Source organism: Treponema saccharophilum DSM 2985 (genome assembly GCF_000255555.1).
GTDB lineage: Bacteria > Spirochaetota > Spirochaetia > Treponematales > Treponemataceae > Treponema_D > Treponema_D saccharophilum.
Genome location: NZ_AGRW01000052.1, coordinates 160,715 through 179,043 on the forward strand (window position 1 = coordinate 160,715; position 18,329 = coordinate 179,043).

General features: G+C 45.8%; 13 protein-coding genes and 1 pseudogene. 5 read left to right on the top strand and 9 right to left on the bottom strand.

All coding sequences use genetic code 11. The features are described from left to right. Positions 1–46: 46 nt before the first annotated feature. From TRESADRAFT_RS11485 to TRESADRAFT_RS11510, 7 genes and pseudogenes are all read right to left on the bottom strand, one after another. On the bottom strand, positions 47–835 hold the full coding sequence (locus TRESADRAFT_RS11485; RefSeq protein ID WP_002705851.1) for a hypothetical protein: 789 nt from the start codon (positions 833–835) through the stop codon (positions 47–49). A gap of 96 nt (positions 836–931) precedes the next feature. Beyond that, positions 932–1,099, bottom strand: a complete 168-nt coding sequence (locus tag TRESADRAFT_RS16855; RefSeq protein ID WP_479668565.1) for a type II toxin-antitoxin system PemK/MazF family toxin — start codon at positions 1,097–1,099, stop codon at positions 932–934. Beyond that, positions 1,062–1,271, bottom strand: a complete 210-nt coding sequence (locus TRESADRAFT_RS16860) for a type II toxin-antitoxin system PemK/MazF family toxin (RefSeq protein ID WP_479668566.1) — start codon at positions 1,269–1,271, stop codon at positions 1,062–1,064. Before TRESADRAFT_RS16860 ends, TRESADRAFT_RS16855 begins: the two co-directional genes overlap by 38 nt. A 105-nt stretch (positions 1,272–1,376) precedes the next feature. After that, positions 1,377–2,723 (bottom strand): acetate and sugar kinases/Hsc70/actin family protein, encoded by a 1,347-nt coding sequence (locus TRESADRAFT_RS11495; protein WP_002705852.1) that lies wholly within the window; start codon positions 2,721–2,723, stop codon positions 1,377–1,379. Between the two features lie 11 nt (positions 2,724–2,734). Continuing rightward, positions 2,735–5,842 (bottom strand): DEAD/DEAH box helicase, encoded by a 3,108-nt coding sequence (locus TRESADRAFT_RS11500; protein WP_002705853.1) that lies wholly within the window; start codon positions 5,840–5,842, stop codon positions 2,735–2,737. A 185-nt stretch (positions 5,843–6,027) separates the two neighbouring features. Continuing rightward, positions 6,028–6,429 (bottom strand): annotated as a pseudogene (locus TRESADRAFT_RS11505) (tyrosine-type recombinase/integrase); the annotation flags it as partial. A gap of 143 nt (positions 6,430–6,572) precedes the next feature. Beyond that, on the bottom strand, positions 6,573–6,953 hold the full coding sequence (locus TRESADRAFT_RS11510) for a hypothetical protein (protein WP_141607360.1): 381 nt from the start codon (positions 6,951–6,953) through the stop codon (positions 6,573–6,575). 280 nt (positions 6,954–7,233) lie between these two features. Between TRESADRAFT_RS11510 and TRESADRAFT_RS11515 the strand changes: the two genes are divergently transcribed. The 4 genes from TRESADRAFT_RS11515 (at position 7,234) to TRESADRAFT_RS11530 (ending at position 13,960) form a co-directional block, all read left to right on the top strand. Further along, positions 7,234–7,578 carry a metal-sensing transcriptional repressor gene (locus TRESADRAFT_RS11515; protein WP_040843004.1) on the top strand — a complete coding sequence of 115 codons (345 nt, stop codon included), beginning with the start codon at positions 7,234–7,236 and terminating at the stop codon, positions 7,576–7,578. Positions 7,579–7,657: 79 nt separating this feature from the next. Further along, entirely contained in the window at positions 7,658–10,219 is a 2,562-nt protein-coding gene (locus TRESADRAFT_RS11520) for a heavy metal translocating P-type ATPase (protein ID WP_245534353.1), read from the top strand. A 384-nt stretch (positions 10,220–10,603) separates the two neighbouring features. After that, complete coding sequence (locus TRESADRAFT_RS11525) at positions 10,604–12,793, top strand: substrate-binding domain-containing protein (protein ID WP_040843006.1); 2,190 nt, start codon at positions 10,604–10,606, stop codon at positions 12,791–12,793. Between the two features lie 141 nt (positions 12,794–12,934). Continuing rightward, positions 12,935–13,960: a hypothetical protein gene (locus TRESADRAFT_RS11530; protein ID WP_141607362.1), complete on the top strand. Its 1,026-nt coding sequence runs from the start codon at positions 12,935–12,937 to the stop codon at positions 13,958–13,960. A 70-nt stretch (positions 13,961–14,030) separates the two neighbouring features. Here the strand turns inward: TRESADRAFT_RS11530 and TRESADRAFT_RS11535 are convergent, their stop codons facing one another. Continuing rightward, positions 14,031–15,371: an acetate kinase gene (locus tag TRESADRAFT_RS11535; RefSeq protein ID WP_002705861.1), complete on the bottom strand. Its 1,341-nt coding sequence runs from the start codon at positions 15,369–15,371 to the stop codon at positions 14,031–14,033. A 312-nt stretch (positions 15,372–15,683) separates the two neighbouring features. Between TRESADRAFT_RS11535 and TRESADRAFT_RS11540 the strand changes: the two genes are divergently transcribed. Continuing rightward, positions 15,684–17,375: a glycoside hydrolase family 5 protein gene (locus tag TRESADRAFT_RS11540; protein ID WP_002705862.1), complete on the top strand. Its 1,692-nt coding sequence runs from the start codon at positions 15,684–15,686 to the stop codon at positions 17,373–17,375. 42 nt (positions 17,376–17,417) lie between these two features. Here TRESADRAFT_RS11540 and TRESADRAFT_RS16510 read toward each other — a convergent pair whose 3' ends face one another. Next, complete coding sequence (locus TRESADRAFT_RS16510; protein WP_002705863.1) at positions 17,418–18,320, bottom strand: TM2 domain-containing protein; 903 nt, start codon at positions 18,318–18,320, stop codon at positions 17,418–17,420. Positions 18,321–18,329: the final 9 nt, after the last annotated feature.

Here is an 18,329-nt window from a genome sequence, read left to right on the forward strand (position 1 = left end):
TTTTAAACCGCAGGCGGCTTGACCGCCTGTCGGCTTTGAACTTTTGTTATGTGTTTTTCTTTATATATTCGACAATAAAAGTTTTGTACTCATCGGCAGAATACTCTGTTTTATTGTTTATAGCAAGTTTATTCCAAAACTCATTTCTTGCATTTTGTATTATACATTTTTGATTTGTAACATCGGGTTTTCGATTCTGCATAAATTTTTTTATATTTTCTGCATATTCGCTTACAAATGAATTTTTATTTTTTTGCAATTTTCTTAAGAGTATGTATTTCTTAAAACCTGATTTACTTAACAAGGGCGTGGAAAATGATTCTAAGTATTCTAATAAACAAATATTAGTAATAAAATCGTTTTCGTTAAAAATATTTGAAAAGAGTTTGTTTTTCATTTTTGAATCATAAGCATATAGCCACAAAAATTCTGAGATATAATCATACATTAAAAGTGGATCATTTCTTAAAACTTGGAAAAAATATTCTTCCAATACTTTTTTACAGTTTTTACGATGAATGTTTAAAGTGTCGCAAAGTATTATTAAAGAATTTCTTCTTATATCAACCGAAGAATCATATAAATGTTTTTCAAAGAATAAATAGATTTTATCATCTTCAAATTTTTTGATAATAGATTCTCTATAACTATGAGAATGTCTTACAGAATCTATTATGAAAGAAGTGAAAACTTGATATTCATCTTTAAAATATTTCTCGAAAAATATATTTAAATTTTGAATTTTTAATAAATTCTGACAAGGTTCTTTAAGATATTTATCATCCAAATATAGATAATAATTGTTTATTTTTTCTATTAATTCTTCATCATTCATTTTTTTTCTAAGCACCCCAGTGTGGGCGTCCACATAACAATGAGTTAAACCGCACAGACCTTGAGCCTGTGTCGGCTTTGAACTTCTTGTTATGTGCTATTCCTTTGTTACATAGTCTATTTCAGATTCTATTTTCTGAAGTAAATTTTTTGGAAGCTTTGAAATTTTTTCTTCTAGTCGTATCTTATCAACAACAACAATTTGATGAATCAAAGCAACAGAATCTTTAGACAGCCCAGATTCTTTTTTTAGGAAGAAATACATTTCCTTTTAATTCAGCATTTATTGTATTAGAAGTAAGAGGAATTACGACTTTTTGATTAAGCCCATTTAGATTATCTTTATCAGCCTGAATTATAATTACGGGTCGACGCATTCCTGGCTCACTTCCAAAAGGAATGCCGAAATCTAACATATAAACATCACCACGTGTCATTCTTTACACTCTCCCATACAGTCGCTAAACTCGACTCTCTAAGCTTCTGTAAAGATTTATCTTCAGAATAGTCATCATTCAAATTTGTTAAATTTTCATGAAAATTTAATCTCCATATATTTCTTTTTGTCTATCCTCCAATTCAAATCTTAAATCAAAATCTGATTTTTCTTCTCGCATAAATGACTCCTCTCTGTCAATTCCACTAAACAAGCATTTTCTGTTAAATTGCCATGGAAAACCTTCTATTTCTGGAAAACTAGAACGCGTTAGTTGTTCTGCAATAATCAAGCGATTATGTGGAATATTGTTTAATTGTACAGTTTTACGTTTTAACGGTGGTATGTTAGTCTTTGAAAAAGCATAAGAATGTGAAGAAATAATCGAATGATACCAATTAAAATCTGCACCACCACCAAAGCTGTAATATGGTATTTCTTTTCTTTTCGAATTTTGTTCTTCCATTAAGTAAGTATTTCTTTCCTTTACTTCTGCAATACCACTTGCAAATTGTACATCAAATTCATGTGCCTTTTTTAGTTTTCTATCATTATTATGTTTTGGTTCCCAACCAAATGGCATATGCACATTATTTATTTTTAGATATTCTATACAGGAATCTCTTTTTGAATTGTATTCATTCGGATACATATATTGCAAAAGAATTTCAACTCCTAATGGCATTACATTTTGAGAATAGATCTTAGTCTTTTTTTCGCCTTCTTCTGTACGTGAAACTGCTATGCTGGCAAAATCAACCGTACCACCACCAATATCAAGAATTGTATAAATTCCTTCACCAGTTGACGGCTGTTCAATAAACCATAATGCTTCTGCATATAATTCTGGAATTGTTTGTATATTTGGAATCTCTTTTTGGCTATGTGAATCGTAATACGAAAACAAATCTCCAATAGTCATGCCATCATTAGTTAGTACATCACTTAATTGATAAGCAACTGCAATAGCCTTGTCATAAGCTCCCTTATATTTATCAGAAAAATTATCTACAGGACACCCCATGTTTATTGTATATTTGATATCTGTCGTCTTTAGTATTCCAGAAATCTGTTTTTTTACTTCTTTTATCAAGCATGCAAGGTAGTAAACAGAACACAAAAATTCAGGCTTAATATTAAAAGCAGTATTTTTTTGTAGTAATTCTTTACTTGTAAAAAGACCTTCATTAATCATGCTATATTTAAAATATTTTAAGACTTCACAATTATCGTCTTTGTGAAAATAAAGTTTGTTCTCAGTTGGATTATAATAAAGTTCTGTAGGCAGAAAATAAGACTTACTGCCACTGACTTCAAACTGTATTGGTTGTTTTACTTCGCCACCTTGATTAAAATATACTTTTGTAAAACTTGTTCCGAAATCAATACCTATAATAACAATTTTCTGAGTTTGCTGTTCAGTTCTTGAAGTAAAAACCCTTCGTAAAGCCATTATAAACCTCTCTAATAAATTTTTATTATTCCCATTCCTATATCATTATAAGAACATCTAGCCTTTACCTTGTTGTCAATATTACGAATTTGCATTTCATAGTTTTCCTGCGCTTTTTTGATTTTACTTTCTCTAAGTTTTATACCTTTTTGCTTTGAACTATCGGAAGATTGCATTTCAAAAATGGTTTTCCTTAAACTTTCAATTTTTCGATCTGTCATAAGTTTCAAATAGTCCTTCTGTTGTTTACACATTTCTTCGTTCTCTTGTAAGAACGAAGTTTCAAAGTTTTCAAAATCACTTCCGGAAACATCAAATATTTGTGTCATTGCATCACAAGACTTTGATGATATATTTTCTGCATCATCTTTCCATGAAGGATTCGATTCTCCAAATGCAACAACTTTCATAATTATTTCTTCGGAAAGAAGAGGAGGCAAAACTTCTTTCGTTTCAATGTTACATAGATAATATTTTACTTCCTTCTTATCTTTATAACCTTCTGCAATCCATTCTTGTAATGAATAAGAATAAATTCCTTTTGGCAACCTTTCTTCCTCATCATGCATCGTAACAGAAGAACAGCCGTAACTTGCTGTAGGATATTTTGATTTTTCCTCTGTAATCCACTTTATCAATGGATTTGAATAAGAAATTACTTCGTAATTATTACGTTTTACTTTTTCCCTTTGGGTTGAATCAAAAAGGCATAAAAGCTCTGAAGTTCCATACCTTAAAGTTGAATTCAATCCTTCCTTTCTTAAGAATTCTGAATAATTTTGAGCAGCTTCTGGCGACAAAGTTATTAAAGCAGCTTTGTTTATTGATGGAAAATCTATAAATTTAGAGCCAGGCCACATGGACTCTAAATAGTCACGCACATAGAACATTAAATCTGTAGAATGTATAAAACGTTCTGTTTTTTTTGCTTCTTCAACATTCTGAATGAGATAGTCTTTGTAAGCAATTGATGATGATGCACTGTTTTCCAAATCTTCCAACTGATTTTTTTTCATTATAATGGTGTCAATTTTTTCATCAGCTTTTTTTAATTTTTCTTCTTCGGTTAAATCTCTATTAAGCAAATCCAAAGCAAGATTCTGAATTTCATTTCCCAATATCTCTTCTATATCGCCAATTGAGTTTTTAAAAATGTTGATTCTATTATAAAGTCTATCTAGAACTTTATCTTCAACGCTATCAGAACAAATCATATTAAAAATATGAAGAATATCAGACTTTTGTCCAATTCGATCAATACGTCCAATTCTTTGTTCCAAGCGCATTGGATTCCATGGTAGGTCATAATTGAATTCTGTATCACAGAATTGCATATCGATACCTTCAGAACCAACTTCTGTAGAAAGCAGAATATTTATAGATGGATTATCTCTAAAGTTTTTTACTACTTCATGCTTATTTATTCCAACACCGCCCATCATGCTTATACATGAAATATTATCATCAGCAAACTTTTGAGCCAAATATTTGATTGTTCCGCGATAAAAAGAAAAAATGATAATCTTTGTGTTTGGATTATCTTTTAGTTTTTTTAGAATAGCATTTTTTACTGCTAAATATTTTGAATCAACCTCCATCAAACGCTTAATATCTATATTGATGTCTGAAATCGTTTTTGCTACATCAAAATCATCATTTTCTTCATCATCGTCATCTGAATAGAACCCCAAATCATCCAATAACTGTTCTTCGATATTTGTAGAATAATCATCATTATCTTTTTTGGATTTCCAATCTATAAAAGCAGCAGGCATGCAACTAGCCATTTGTCTTTGTCGTGCAATTATTTGGAATTGACAGAAAGAGTTTGCATACTCCGACGCTTCCTCAAGAGATTTTGTAACACTATTATACAAATATTGCTCATAATCTGTTAGATGGTATGTAATTGTATAAGCATCTCTTGTTGGTCTTTTTTCAAAAGCGTCTCGTTTCCTAGTTCTTGTTAAATAAGAAGAGTAGAATACCTTTTTCAAGAATTTATTATAGTAATCAATACAAATCTCTCTATTATCAATAATGGATGGTAACTTTTCTTCAAAATCATTTATAAAGGAATCGTCCCGATAAAAATATCCTTCTCGGATTTCTGAAATCAATTCCTCGTATTTTTCTAATGGTGCATTAGAACGAAGCAAATTAGCGATTCGAATAAAGTTTTGACTTTCGTTTAAAAGGCGATAAAAAGCATATTGGTCGTAAAATTCTTCTGGAGAAAGGATTCTTAACAGATTAAACAAATTTTCTTCACCTGTTTGAATCGGAGTTGCAGAAAGAAGAACTAGATTTTTAGCATTGTCCCGTAATTTGGATGCTGTCTTGAAACTTGCAGTTTCTGAATTTCTAAGATAATGTGCTTCATCAATGATAACTAAATCGAATACTTCCTCTTTGTTACTAGAGGAAAGTTCTTCTAAGAAATCATCTAGCTTTGCACGTGGGGAATTATCAAAAGACTTATTTTTCTTTTCTTTATATCTAACCCCTTCAAGACTTATTATCAATGCAAAGTGTTTTTTTAGAGGTTGAGCAACAGCCTGTTGTATATTATCTAATAATTCTTGAGCCTTTATTATTTCTGACTCAATGGAAAAATAATTATACAAATCATTTTTCCATTTTTCACAAAGAACAGCAGGGCATACGATTAAAAGCCTTCGACTGTTCTCTCTAGCAATTAATTCTTCCCAAATATACATCGATTCTATAGTTTTTCCTAAACCGACTTCATCAGCTATAAGCAATCGCCCTGTAGCTGATTCTATAAATTTCATAACTGGCTTGAACTGGTGAGGAAAAAATTCTGTTGCACTGTTATTCATTGAATAATAAATATTTGTAATGTCACCTTTGATTCTAGCAAAAGCAAGTATTCTTCTTAATTCATTAATGCCTAAGAATTTACCGGTTTCAAACATTCCTTGTAAATCATCTTCGATAAATTTTTCTAAGTATTCAGCTTTTATGTACTGGACATCTTGTTGTGAAAATCTGACTTTCCATTCTATATTGTTATTTCTTTCTCGTTTACCCTGAATTACACCAATTTTTTTTGAGAAAGAATCAACTACATTATCTCCTACATTGAAGACATCCATTTTATTCTCCGAATTTTATGTGTATTTTCGTCCCACTGGGGCGTCGGTATAACAAATATTCTCCGTATCCACGGTAAACAGTTTATACTGCAAAAATGTCAGGGTAAGCTGAACCGTAAATATCTTAAGCCTATAATAACATGCTTTTATGCTTTGCCGCAATTTTTACACGGATACATGTAAAATCAAAGTCTGTCCAGGGGACTCAGTACTCCGCCGGCACCGCGGTTCAGTACATGAGTGTAAATCATGGTGGTGCTTACGTCGCTGTGGCCGAGGAGCTCCTGAGTCGTGCGGATGTCGTAGCCTGATTCAAGCAGGTGAGTAGCAAATGAATGACGGAATGTGTGGCAACTTGCGTTTTTGTTGATGCCGGCTTCAAGAATCGCATTTTTTGCGGCGCGCTGGACCAAAGATTCATCAATATGAAATCTTCCTTCTTCTTTTGTCAGTTCGTTTTTCCAGCGGTTTTTCTGAGGAAAGAGCCACTGCCATTTCAATTCGTTACAACCGTGCGGATATTTTGCTCCGAGAGCTTCTGGCATAGCGACTTTGCCCCAGCCTTCTGCCAAGTCTTTTTCGTGAAGTTTTTATCCGCTTTGAAGCTTTGTTATGTGTTAATTCTTTAATTGTAGTTGTATTTTTGTCTTTTTATTCTAAAAGTTCAAAAAATATGAGAGTTGAAATGAATTGTTCGACTTTGCAATTGGCTTGAACTATTTTCCACAGTCTATAATTCGAACCATTTTACAGTATTAGACCTTTTTAAACTTTTAAAAAATTCAATGGCAATTTCATAAGCTTGTTCTACGGAAATGACCAAGTCTTTTGATATTTCTGTCTCGGATGTTTCCGAACCTATATTGAAAATTATAAAATCGTCCTTGAAATCATTATTTTCAGAATACGCATAATATCCACATTCGTTTGTTTCATCAAAAAAATGTACACAGGCATATTCATTTTTTATTAAAATTGTCATATATGGATAATCGGAATCTGTTCTCAATTCAAATTCATTGCTTTGAGTCTTTGACCTTGTTTTTAATGCTTCTATCAATTCTATAGAAGTATTACAATTTTTTTCCTCATAAAAATCAGTAACAAGCATATTTTTCCCCTTCCTGCGCCTCAAGCAGCAGCCGTCCTCATAGCAAATATTTTCCGTATCTACGGTAAAGATTGCAAACTGAATCAAAAACATCACAAACCTATATACAGCGGATGTTACGATTCTTGTCGTCATTGGTGTGAATGATTAAGTGTGCCTCAAAAAACGACAAAAAGTGGTTGACAGTATACCCCTTGTGGGTATAAGTTTTACTCCGAAAAATAAATATACCCCCTTGGGTATTGTTTTTAGGAGTTCGATTATGTCGGAAAATCAAGATATGGATGATATAGATTGTTGCTGTGAGAAAAACGAGGAGACCGAAGAGGCTTGCCCGCATTGCTCAGGAAAGCACAAGGTTCGGGACGAAGCGGAGTTCAAGACGCTCATGAACCGCCTCAAAAGAATCGAGGGGCAAGTCCGCGGAGTTGAGGGAATGCTTGAGAACAACGCGTACTGCACGGACATTTTGATGCAGGTTTCAGCGATAACGAGCGCACTCAACAGCTTCAACAAGGCTTTGCTCGCAAATCACATGAAAACGTGCGTTGCCGATGGAATCCGAAATGGCGACGAGAGCGTAATCGATGAGTTTGTCGTCACGCTTCAAAAACTGATGAAGTAGTCGATAAAACAAAACGCAGAAAACAAACCGCAAAAAAAACTTTGGAGAATATTTTATGGAACATTATATTGTTACCGGGATGACCTGTGCTGCCTGCCAGTCAAGAGTCGAAAAGGCTGTCAGCGCAGTCGCGGGTGTTGAGTCTTGTGCTGTAAATTTACTTACAAATTCCATGGGAATTACAGGAAATGCAAATCCTTCTGAAATCATAAATGCCGTTGAAAAAGCGGGCTACGGTGCGAGTTTGAAAAACACTGGCGCGGAAAAGAGTGCGTCTGGCGGAACATCGGCCTACGAAGATGAATTAAAAGATACCGAGACTCCAAAAATGAAAAAGCGCCTTGTCGCCTCTGTCGTTCTTCTGATTCCGCTTTTGTATGTCTCAATGGGTCATATGCTTTGGAACTGGTCTCTTCCGCCCTTCCTCGACGGCAATCATGTGGCGATGGGCTTGTATGAGCTTTTGCTCTCTGCCTTCATCATGGTGATAAACCAAAAGTTTTTTGTGAGCGGCTTCAAGGCTCTTCTTCACAAATCGCCGAATATGGACAGCCTTGTCGCTCTTGGCTCTGGCGCGGCGTTTGTCTACAGCGTGATTGCGCTTTTTTTGATGAGCGGCGCGGTTTTGGCGGGCGACGAGGAAAAAATCAAATATCTGATGAACCATTTTTATTTTGAGTCTGCCGCCACGATTCTCACGCTCATCACTGTGGGAAAAATGCTTGAGGCAAAATCAAAGGGAAAGACGACTGACGCGTTGAAGTCATTGATGAAGATGGCGCCGAAAACTGCCGTGATTGTGGAAGGCGAAGGGGAAGCGCGAACAGAGAAAACTGTGCCGATTGAGCAGGTGAAAAAAGGCGAGCGCTTTGCGGTGCGACCGGGCGAGAGCATTCCTGTTGACGGAATCGTCATCGAGGGAGAGAGCGCCGTCAACGAAGCCGCACTCACTGGGGAAAGCGTTCCTGTTGAAAAAACGGCGGGAAGCACAGTTTCGGCGGCGACGATAAACACTTCGGGCTTTTTGGTTTGCGAGGCGACGAGAGTCGGCGAGGACACGACACTTTCGGGGATTATCCGCATGGTAAGCGATGCCGCCGCCACAAAAGCGCCGATTGCAAAAATCGCTGACAAGGTTTCTGCCGTTTTTGTCCCAGCGGTCATTTTGATTGCGCTCGTGACTTTTGCTGTCTGGCTTCTTGTGGGACAGAGCGTCGGCTATGCTGTTGCTCGCGCGGTTTCAGTCCTGGTCATCAGCTGTCCGTGTGCGCTCGGGCTTGCGACTCCTGTTGCAATCATGGTCGGAAGCGGAATGGGCGCGAAGTCTGGCATTTTGTTCAAGACGGCTGCCGCTCAGGAAATGGCCGGAAAAACGCAGATTGTCGCTCTCGACAAAACGGGCACGGTCACGACAGGAATCATGCAGGTTACGGATGTCATTGTAGCGGAGGGCGTGGCGGAAAGTGATTTGCTTGAAGCGGCGTACGCACTGGAAGCAAAGAGCGAGCACCCGATTTCAAAGGCGATTGTCGAATATGCCGGGAAAAAGCAGATTAGACTTTTGGACACGAGCGAGTTTGAAATCAAGGCTGGAAAGGGACTTTCTGCCAGCGTCGACGGAAAAACAATCATCGGCGGAAACGCAAGATATATCGAATCTGTCGTAAACGAGATTCCGAATCAAGTTCGGAATGACAATTATCAGACAGAACTTGAAAAACTTGCTTCACAGGGAAAGACGCCCGTGCTTTTCGCGCGCGACAATGCTCTGCTCGGAATCATCGCCGTCGCGGACACAATCAAAGAGGATTCCGCAAAGGCAATCAGAGAGCTGAAAAACATGGGAATCCACACGGTGCTTTTGACTGGCGACAACGAAATCACAGCGCGAGCGATTGCCGCTCAGGCTGGCGTTGACGAGGTTGTGGCAGGAGTTTTGCCCGACGGAAAAGAAGCCGTAATCAGAAAGCTCATGGAAAGCGGAAAAGTTGCCATGGTGGGCGACGGAATCAACGACGCACCGTCATTGACCCGCGCTGACCTTGGAATCGCAATCGGAGCGGGAACGGACATCGCAATAGACGCCGCCGATGTGGTTTTGATGAAGGGAAGCCTTCTTGACGTGAGCGGAGCAATCAGGCTTTCGAGGGCTGTCATCAAGAATATCCACGAAAACTTGTTCTGGGCATTTTTCTATAATGTGATTGGAATCCCGCTCGCTGCCGGATGTTATGTTGCGGCTTTCGGCTGGAGCTTGAACCCGATTTTCGGCGCGGCTGCGATGGGGCTTTCAAGTTTCTGCGTCGTGTCGAATGCCCTGCGCCTTAACTTCTTGAAGAGTCACGATTCAAGGAGAGACAAAAAAGTGAAGAATCCCGTTTTGGGAAATCTTATATCAAATGCTGGTCAAGAAAAGGCTGGCAAGGAAAAATCTATGAAAATTTCTGTAAAAGGAATGATGTGCGGACACTGCGAAAAGCATGTAAAAGAAGCGCTCGAAGCAATCGAGGGAATCACAAGCGCGACAGCCTCTCACGAGAAGGCGGAGGTTGCAATCGAAACTTCAAAAGAAGTCGATGAGAGCGCGATTAAAGCCGCTGTTGAAAAAGCGGGCTACGAGTACAAAGGAATAATTGCATAATCATTGAGAGTCCCGCGTGAATATCAGTTCTTTCGGGACTTTTCATTGTTCCTGACACAAGAAAAAGCGCTCGTGACTGTCGTGGAAAATGAGTATTCATCATCCGCTTTTTGAAAGGAAATAAGACGGGCTTGGCGCGCCTCCGATGCGTTTTTTGTAAGGGGAAGAAAGCGCGTCCTGCCCGTCCCGAATCGATATTACGGAAACGGAAGCGTAAAAAAAGCAGTATTGCATTGGACAATTCAGATTTTTGTATTCGATTTTGTATAAATACATAAGCGATAATGAACTTTGTTTTTGCTTTTATAAAAATTCGGCTCGATTTTGTTCATTATTTTTTATTTTTACTGTCCGTTCATGTGTTTTTCATGGTACACTTCCGTCATGGCATTGAAGATTTCAGAAAGGAAGCAGTTCCTCGCGGAGAGAAAGAGCGCGGGAAGGCGCGTGACGATCGGTTTTACTGGCATTGCCGATTTGCGCTCGTTCATCGGGCTTGAGTACATGAAGGGAATGATGAAGGCGGCCGCCGACTACGACATCAATTTCATAAATATGGGCGGCGCGGTCAAGTATTCGCTTTTCGACGACATCAATTTCATTTCGCATTACATAAAGAATTTCAGGTTCATGCGGGAGCCGTTCGTGGACGGGCTGGTGACGTGGGCGTCGTCGCTCTGGGAATTCATGGAGGAGCGGAACATCATCTCGCTTTTCTCCGGCCTGCGCCCGCTTCCGATGGTCGACATCGGGCACGTGGACATTCCGGGGGCTACGATGCTGAAAATCGACAGCGACATTGCGATACGCTCGATGATGGAGCACCTGGCGCTCGTGCACGGGTACACGAAATTCGCTTTTTTGGGCGCCGACATTTCCGAGCCGCACCGGAACAGGTTTTCGAACTACAAGAAGGAGCTTGCCCGGCTCGGGCTTTCCGACAGGCCGCATTCTGCCGTCCTCGCGCGGAGCATGAACCCGAACCACATCGCCGACGCCCTCGACGAGATATGCTCGAATTTCGTCCTCCGCGGCGGGCAGGACGTACAGGTCATAGTGACGTCGACGGACGTCATCGCGACGGAGGTCATCGACCAGCTTTCGCGCCGGGGAATTTCCGTTCCCAAGGATGTCGCCGTGACCGGGTTCAACAACTGGTACGAGGGAATAACGGCGCGCTCGCCGCTCACCACGATTGACCTCGCGTATTTCAGGCGGGGATATACGGCGGTCGAGATTCTTATCGACAAGCTCGTCTCCCCATCGTCCGCGCCGCGCATCGTACGCGTCGTGCCGTCGCTTGTCATACGGCAGTCGTGCGGCTGCTTCGAGGAATGCGTCGCCCGCGTCTCTTCGGGGCATTCCGAGGGCGCTGTCCTCGACTCCTTCCGCGAGTCGGAGGATACCCTCCGCGAAAGGCTCTCTTGCGCGCTCCGGGACGTTTTCCCGTTCAGGGACGACGACGAGGTTTCCGAGATGCTCGACGCGTTCTTCTCGGACGTGTACGAGGGAGGGGAGAGCCGGATGCTGCGGTTCTTCCAGCAGGTGCTCCAGAATTACAGGAAGGTCAGGGAATTCGACGGGGAGCATTTCCAGAACGTCGTCAGCCGCCTGCGCTCGCTTCTCCTTCCCGTCCTGAAGAACGAGGGCGATGATGTCGTGAGGAGGATGGAGGACTCGTTCCACCAGATGCGCTCGCTCGTCTCCGTCTACCAGAAATACGAGTCGTTCGCCGAGCGGGAAAACCCGTACCGGCTGAACAACATTTCCGAGCAGGCGGTGAGCTTCGTCTCGGCTTCGAGCAGGGAGAAGGTGTTCGACGCGCTGCGCTACCAGCTCGGCGTACTCGACATCCCCGGCGTTTCGCTCGCGCTCAGCGAGAACATGGGGTACAACTTCCCGACGCCGTCCGTCGAGTTCGTCTTTCCCGAGCCGCCGGAGAAATCGAAAAGCCTCATGCACCGCCGGATTTCCGAGCCGTATCTTTTCCCCAAGGAATTGTTCGACCGTGGGAAGCGGTATTGCGTCATGCTCGAAATCCTCCATCATGCCGACCGCTATTTCGGGTACGCGTTTTTCGAGATGAAGAGCCTGAACATCGCGACGTACGATGTCCTCAGGATGCTTTTGAGCAACGCGCTCTACCTCATCTACCGGAAGGAGGGGCGCACGCGCGAGGTGTCGTTCTCCGTGCGGGACGACCAGCTCAAGGAGCTGATTTCCGTGGAGACAGAGCCGCCGAGGAACGCGCGGTCGCGTCTTACCGTCGAGAAGATAACGGATTACCTGACGGAGCACATCGGCGAGATGACGAACATAGACAAGATGTCGTCCGAGCTGATGGTGAGCCGGAGCTACCTGAGCCGCCGGACGAAGGAGCTGACGGGGCTTTCCGTGCAGACGCTCCACGAGCGTCTGAAGATGGAGCAGGCGAAGAACATGCTTCTTCTCGACAGCTACGAGCTTTCCGAGATTGCCTCGTCGCTCGGGTTCAAGGACCAGAACTACTTCTCGAACGTGTTCAAGAAGAACACGGGGCTGAGCCCGCGCAACTGGCTCAAGAGCAAGGTGTGATTTTGCTTTTTCCATGTATATGTATGAACGCTTCGACTGCGCTCAACTGCCATATTTCGATGGTGAGCCGCCGAATGCCTGAAACTCGGCATCCGGCTTTTTGGAATATGCTCTATAAAAATTATTATGTATAATCACCGTATGAAGTGTTTTTCTTTTCGCAAAGGCGGAGCCGCCATGTCCGCTCTTGTCGCTATTTCGATTCTGTCGTCGTGCGCGTCAAAGGTCGGGGTGCCTTCTGCGCCGCTGTGGGCTGATTCCTCGACGCTTGACCAGGCGTTTCCTCCCGCCGATTTTCTGGCGCGGACGGGAACATCGAACATGCCGGAAAGCGCGCGGATGAGGGCCGACACGGAGCTTGCCTCATATTTCAGCACGAAAGTGGAGTCGTCCGTTTCTGCTGACGAGCAGTATACGAGTTCCTCCGACGGAAGCATGAAAAGCCGCCGGAACTTGGAGCGCAGCATGGATATATCTAGCAGCGCGGAATTCGTCGCCCTACGCCATACCGACGCGTATTTCGACAGGAGCCGCGGCCAGTATGTCGTCTGCGCCTACATCGACAGGAACGAGGCGTGGGGAATGCTTGAGCCGAAACTTTCCGCGGCGGCGCTCGACATGGAGGAGCGCTGGAACACGAGCCGCGACGAGGTCGAGCCGTTCAGGCGTCTCCTCCTGCTCAACTCGCTCGTCCTCCGCTCCGACGATTTTTATCCGCTTTACTACACCGCGCTCGGAATTTCCCGCGACAATGCGAAAAAATACGCGGGCTCTGATTCCCTCGTCAGGAAAGCGGCGTCGGAGCGCGTGAGGCTCGGGCAGTCAATCCGGATTTCGGTGCGCGCATCGGGCGACGATTCGGGGCGCGTCAGGACGAAGCTCGGCGAGGTTCTGTCGAAGGACGGATTTTTCGTCACCGAGGGGAATGGCGACTACATCGCGGACGTGGCCGTCTCGCTCGACATATCGGACGGGACGAAGCTTTTTACGGTGAACCCGTCCGTCTCCGTCGTCATAAAAACAGCTTCCGGGACGGAAATCGCGGCGTGGCGAAAAAATGCGCGCCGCGCGATGTCGTACGCGAGGGAGCCTGCCGTCAAGAACGCCATCACGAAAATCGAGCAGGAAATCGACGGAAGCTTCCGCTCTGAATGCCTCGGCGAGTAGACGGGCTCATGCAGCAAAAAAAACGCATCCGAAAATGGATGCGTTTTTTTCTTTTTGCGTTACGGAAAAACTACGGGCGGACTACGATTGATGCGAGCTCTGGGTTCTTCTCAAGCTCCTTCGCAAGCCCGGCCTCGCGCGCCTTGTTGCGGTACGCGGGATCCTGGAAGCTGTACTTGAAGTTCGTGTGGACGTCGTACGTTCCCTGCATGATTGCGAACGCGTCCTCCGTCATGACAAGCTCCTCGTCCGTCGGGATGACGAAAACCTTCACCTTGCTGTCGTCCGCGCTGATGCACGTCTCGGCGTTGCCTGTGTTCGAAAGCTCGTTCTTCTTGGGGTCGATTTTGATTCCGAGGTGCTCAAGACCTTCGAGCGCCTTTCCGCGGATGAGGGCGGAGTGCTCGCCGACGCCCGCCGTGTAGACGATTGCGTCGACGGGGCCGACTGCCGCAAGGTACGCGCCGAAGTATTTCTTGAGGCGGTAGCATTCCATGTCGACCGCGAGCTGCGCGTCAGCGTTTCCCTTCTCGGCGGCGTCCGCGATGTCGCGGCGGTCAGAAGAAAGCCCCGTGAGACCGAGCAGGCCAGATTTCTTGTTCAGTGCGTTGTCCATCTCGTCGGCGGTCATTCCCGTCTGGCGCATGATGTAGAACGGAAGCGCGCAGTCCATGTCGCCGCTTCTCGTTCCCATCACGAGGCCCTCAAGCGGGGTGATTCCCATCGACGTGTCGTAGCAGCAGCCGTTCTTCACGGCGCACATTGAGGCGCCGTTTCCGACGTGCGCGATGATGATGTTCGTGTCCTTGGGGTCCTTGTGCAGGAGGACGGCGGCGCGCTTTGCCGTGTAGAGGAAGCTCGTCCCGTGGAATCCGTAGCGGCGTGCGCCGTATTTCTCGTACCATTCCTTGGGGATTGCGTAGCGGTAGCTTGATGCGGGCATCGTCTGGTGCCATGCCGTGTCCATGACGGCAACGTGCGGGACGTTCGGGAGGACTTTCTGTGCCGCCTCGATTCCCATGATGTTCGCCGGCATGTGGAGCGGTCCGAGCCCGCAGACGGCTGGTGACTTGAAGACATCGAGGACTTCGGGCGTGACCTTCACCGACTTGGTGAATTTGTCGCCGCCATGGAGGACGCGGTGCCCGACAGCGCCAATCTGCTTCATGTCGGAGATGACGCCGTGCTCCTTGTCGGTGATGGCGTTCAGGATGAGCTCGATTGCCTCCTTGTGCGTGGGGCAGTCCTTCTCGAGGACGAACTTGTCCTTTCCCTTCGGTTTGTGTGTTATGACAGAGCCGGGAGCCGTGACGCGCTCGACGACGCCCGTCGCGAGAACGTCCTTGTTGTCCCAATCGTAAACCTGATACTTCGCGGAAGAAGATCCGCAGTTCAAAGTAAGAATGACCATTTTCATCTCCAAAAAAAAAGAAAAATTTCCGCTCATTATAAAACTATCCGGCAAAAATGGCTATGTCAGAAAAACAGACTGTTTTATGAATAAACCTGTCCGGAACCTTCGTCTTTCGGGCGTGGCCCGATGAAGCGCGGCTGTGCGTCCCGGAGCGAAATGCGCGCGCACCGCAAGAAACTGACGTTTTTTCCATTATTCTGACGCAAATATTTGCCTGAATCGTGGATTATGCAGTCCAGATACCGTTCGCCGCTTCGTCCCGGATTTTTCGGGGCGCGCATTTTTTTTATTGATTGCAAGGAGGATTTTATGAAAATTTTCAGGGGAAAACGCTTCTGCAAAATCGCGTCGGTTTTTGCAGCCATTCTCTTAGCGTTTTCGTTTTTGTCATGCTCCGACGGAAGCGATTCCGGCAGCACGCTCGCTCAGGACGGGAATCTTTCGTCAATGACGAGCAGGGAATTTGCCGCCGCTATGACCGTCGGCTGGAACCTCGGGAACACGCTCGACGTGCACGACAATTCGAAGGGGAAGGAAAACCTCGGCATCGGCGTGCAGGCGTGGTGGGGTATGAAGGCGCCGACCGAGGCGATGATAAAGAAAGTCGCGGAGAAGGGATTCAAGACAATCCGCGTTCCCGTAATCTGGCACAACCACATCACGGACGAAAAGTACACGATTGACCGCGAATGGATGGCGCACGTGAAGAACGTCGTCGGATGGGCAATCGACGCGGGAATGTTCGTCATCCTGAACGTGCACCACGACAACCTGACGGCGGCGCAGATGGATTCGCTCTACGGCTACTGCATCGAGGAGGATTCCGCGCTTCAGGAAAAATCGAAAGCGTACCTTTCCGCCGTGTGGAAGCAGATAGCCGATGAATTCAAGAATTTCGACGGGCATCTTGTCTTCGAGGTGCTGAACGAGCCGCGGCACATCACGGAAACTGTCCCCGGATTCAATCCCGATGAAGACGAGCTCAAGAAATGGAACCCGATAATCAAGGATTACGAGGAGACGTGCATCTCTGCAATCCGCGAAACCGGCGGGAACAACGAGTCGCGCTTCATCATGGTTCCGTTCTGCGTGGCGCATCCGACGAGAAGCGCCGGATGGAGCGTCCCGAGCGACAGCGCGAGCGGGAAGATTCTGATTTCGACGCACGCGTATGACCCGTACCTTTTTGCGATGTCCGACGACACGAACAAGGAATTCACTGCAGAATTCAAAGGTGCGCTGGAGCATCTTTTCAAAACGAGCGGAGGGGATTTGTCGAAATGGGTGAACCAGGGATACGGCGTCGTCATGGGCGAGGCGAGCGCATCCGACAAGAACAACACGGACGGACGCAAAAAATGGATTGGCTCGTACTTCACGCTTGCGTCAAAGCTCGGCATCCCCGTAATCATTTGGGACAACGGCATAACGTGGGATACCGGCGACGCTGAAAAAAGACGCGTTGGAGAATGCCACGGCTGGTTCAACCGGGAGACGCTCGAATGGTTCTATCCGAGCCTCGTCGATGAAATCATCGAAAAAGGAAAACCCGTCGCCGTCTCTTCCGGCACGGAACCTTCGAAAAATGAGCCGCTTGAGATTGCCGCGCTTGCCGGAAAAAAGACGTCATGGGGAAACGACATTTCTGTCGGCACGGAATATGCGGCGCGGCTCAAGGTCGGCTCGAAAGTCTCCTTCACCGTCGCGAACAATACCGACGCTGAGGGAAACGCATACTGCAAATTCCGCGTCACGAAAAACTGGGCGCCCTGCGGCGTGAGCGAGTATTACGACGCCTCGACGAACGGCAAAATCGCTGTCGAGGAGGCAAAAGACGAGGCCGGAAACCCGAACGGGACATACGAGAACGCGGGCTCGGTTGGAGCCGGCTCGTACTATTTCCTCGTCACGGCGGAAAACCTCGGAAAGCTCAATGGCGGGTTCGACATAATGGGAAACTTCACCCTTACGAAGCTCGTCCTTTCGGGGCTTTCCGAATAGACCTTTTGTAACGCTAACGAATGCCGGAAATCCGCCGGGATGTCACCAGGCGGATATCGGCTTGCCTTCCGAATCGCGCGTTTTTCCGAGGACGGCGCGCACGAAATCCGCCGTCCCGAGCGCGATTATCGGGATGTAGGGGAGCGCCATCAGGATGAGCACGAGCGTTTCCGTCGAAAGCGCGCTCAGGGCGGAGGAAAGCGAGCCCGCTGCTTCCGGGGCTTTCATGAGCGAGCTTCCGAGCGAGTCCGCGAGCTGTTTTATGATATAGCCGATGAACGGGAGGAACTTGAGCATGAAGGGAAACTGCTGGATGCCGCACGAGAGGACGACGGACGCGATGCCGAAAAGCGCGAGGAAAATCTTCGCGATTCCAGTCGCGATTTTTCCCGCGTAGAACCGGTCGATTCCCAGAAATCCCAGAAGCCCCGAATAAAGCACGAGGCGCGCCCTAGATTTTTCCGAGGCGTTTGCGGAAAGCGTCCCGCCGGGCGCGTCGTTCGGGGTCGCAATCATGCTTCCCGCCGCCATGTAGAATCCTGCGTTTCCCGCGATATGGAACATATACGTGAGCGAGCTTGTCGTCGAGGCGAGAGCCGATTTTGCCGCGATGTAAGCCGCGCCCTTCGTCGACGCGAGCATCATGGAAACGCTCGCCGTCATCGGGTTCCAGAAAAGGAATGCCGCAAGTATGTGGAAATACAACGCGATGAGCGCTCGGTTCCTCGTGTCGCCTTTTTTCCGGAAGCAGAGAATTCCCGCCAGCGCGAGCAGGAGCGCGTTCGAGAAAAAATCGCCCCACGGGATGATTGTGATGTGCGCGGCGTTCGGCATGTACGTCGCGCTGATTCCGTGCTGGAAAATCGTCGCCGCCGCCGTTGCCGCGAGGATTGCCGCCCGCGCGCAGAACGCAATCACGCCCGCGGTTTTTGCGAATTTGTTCATCGTGCTCCT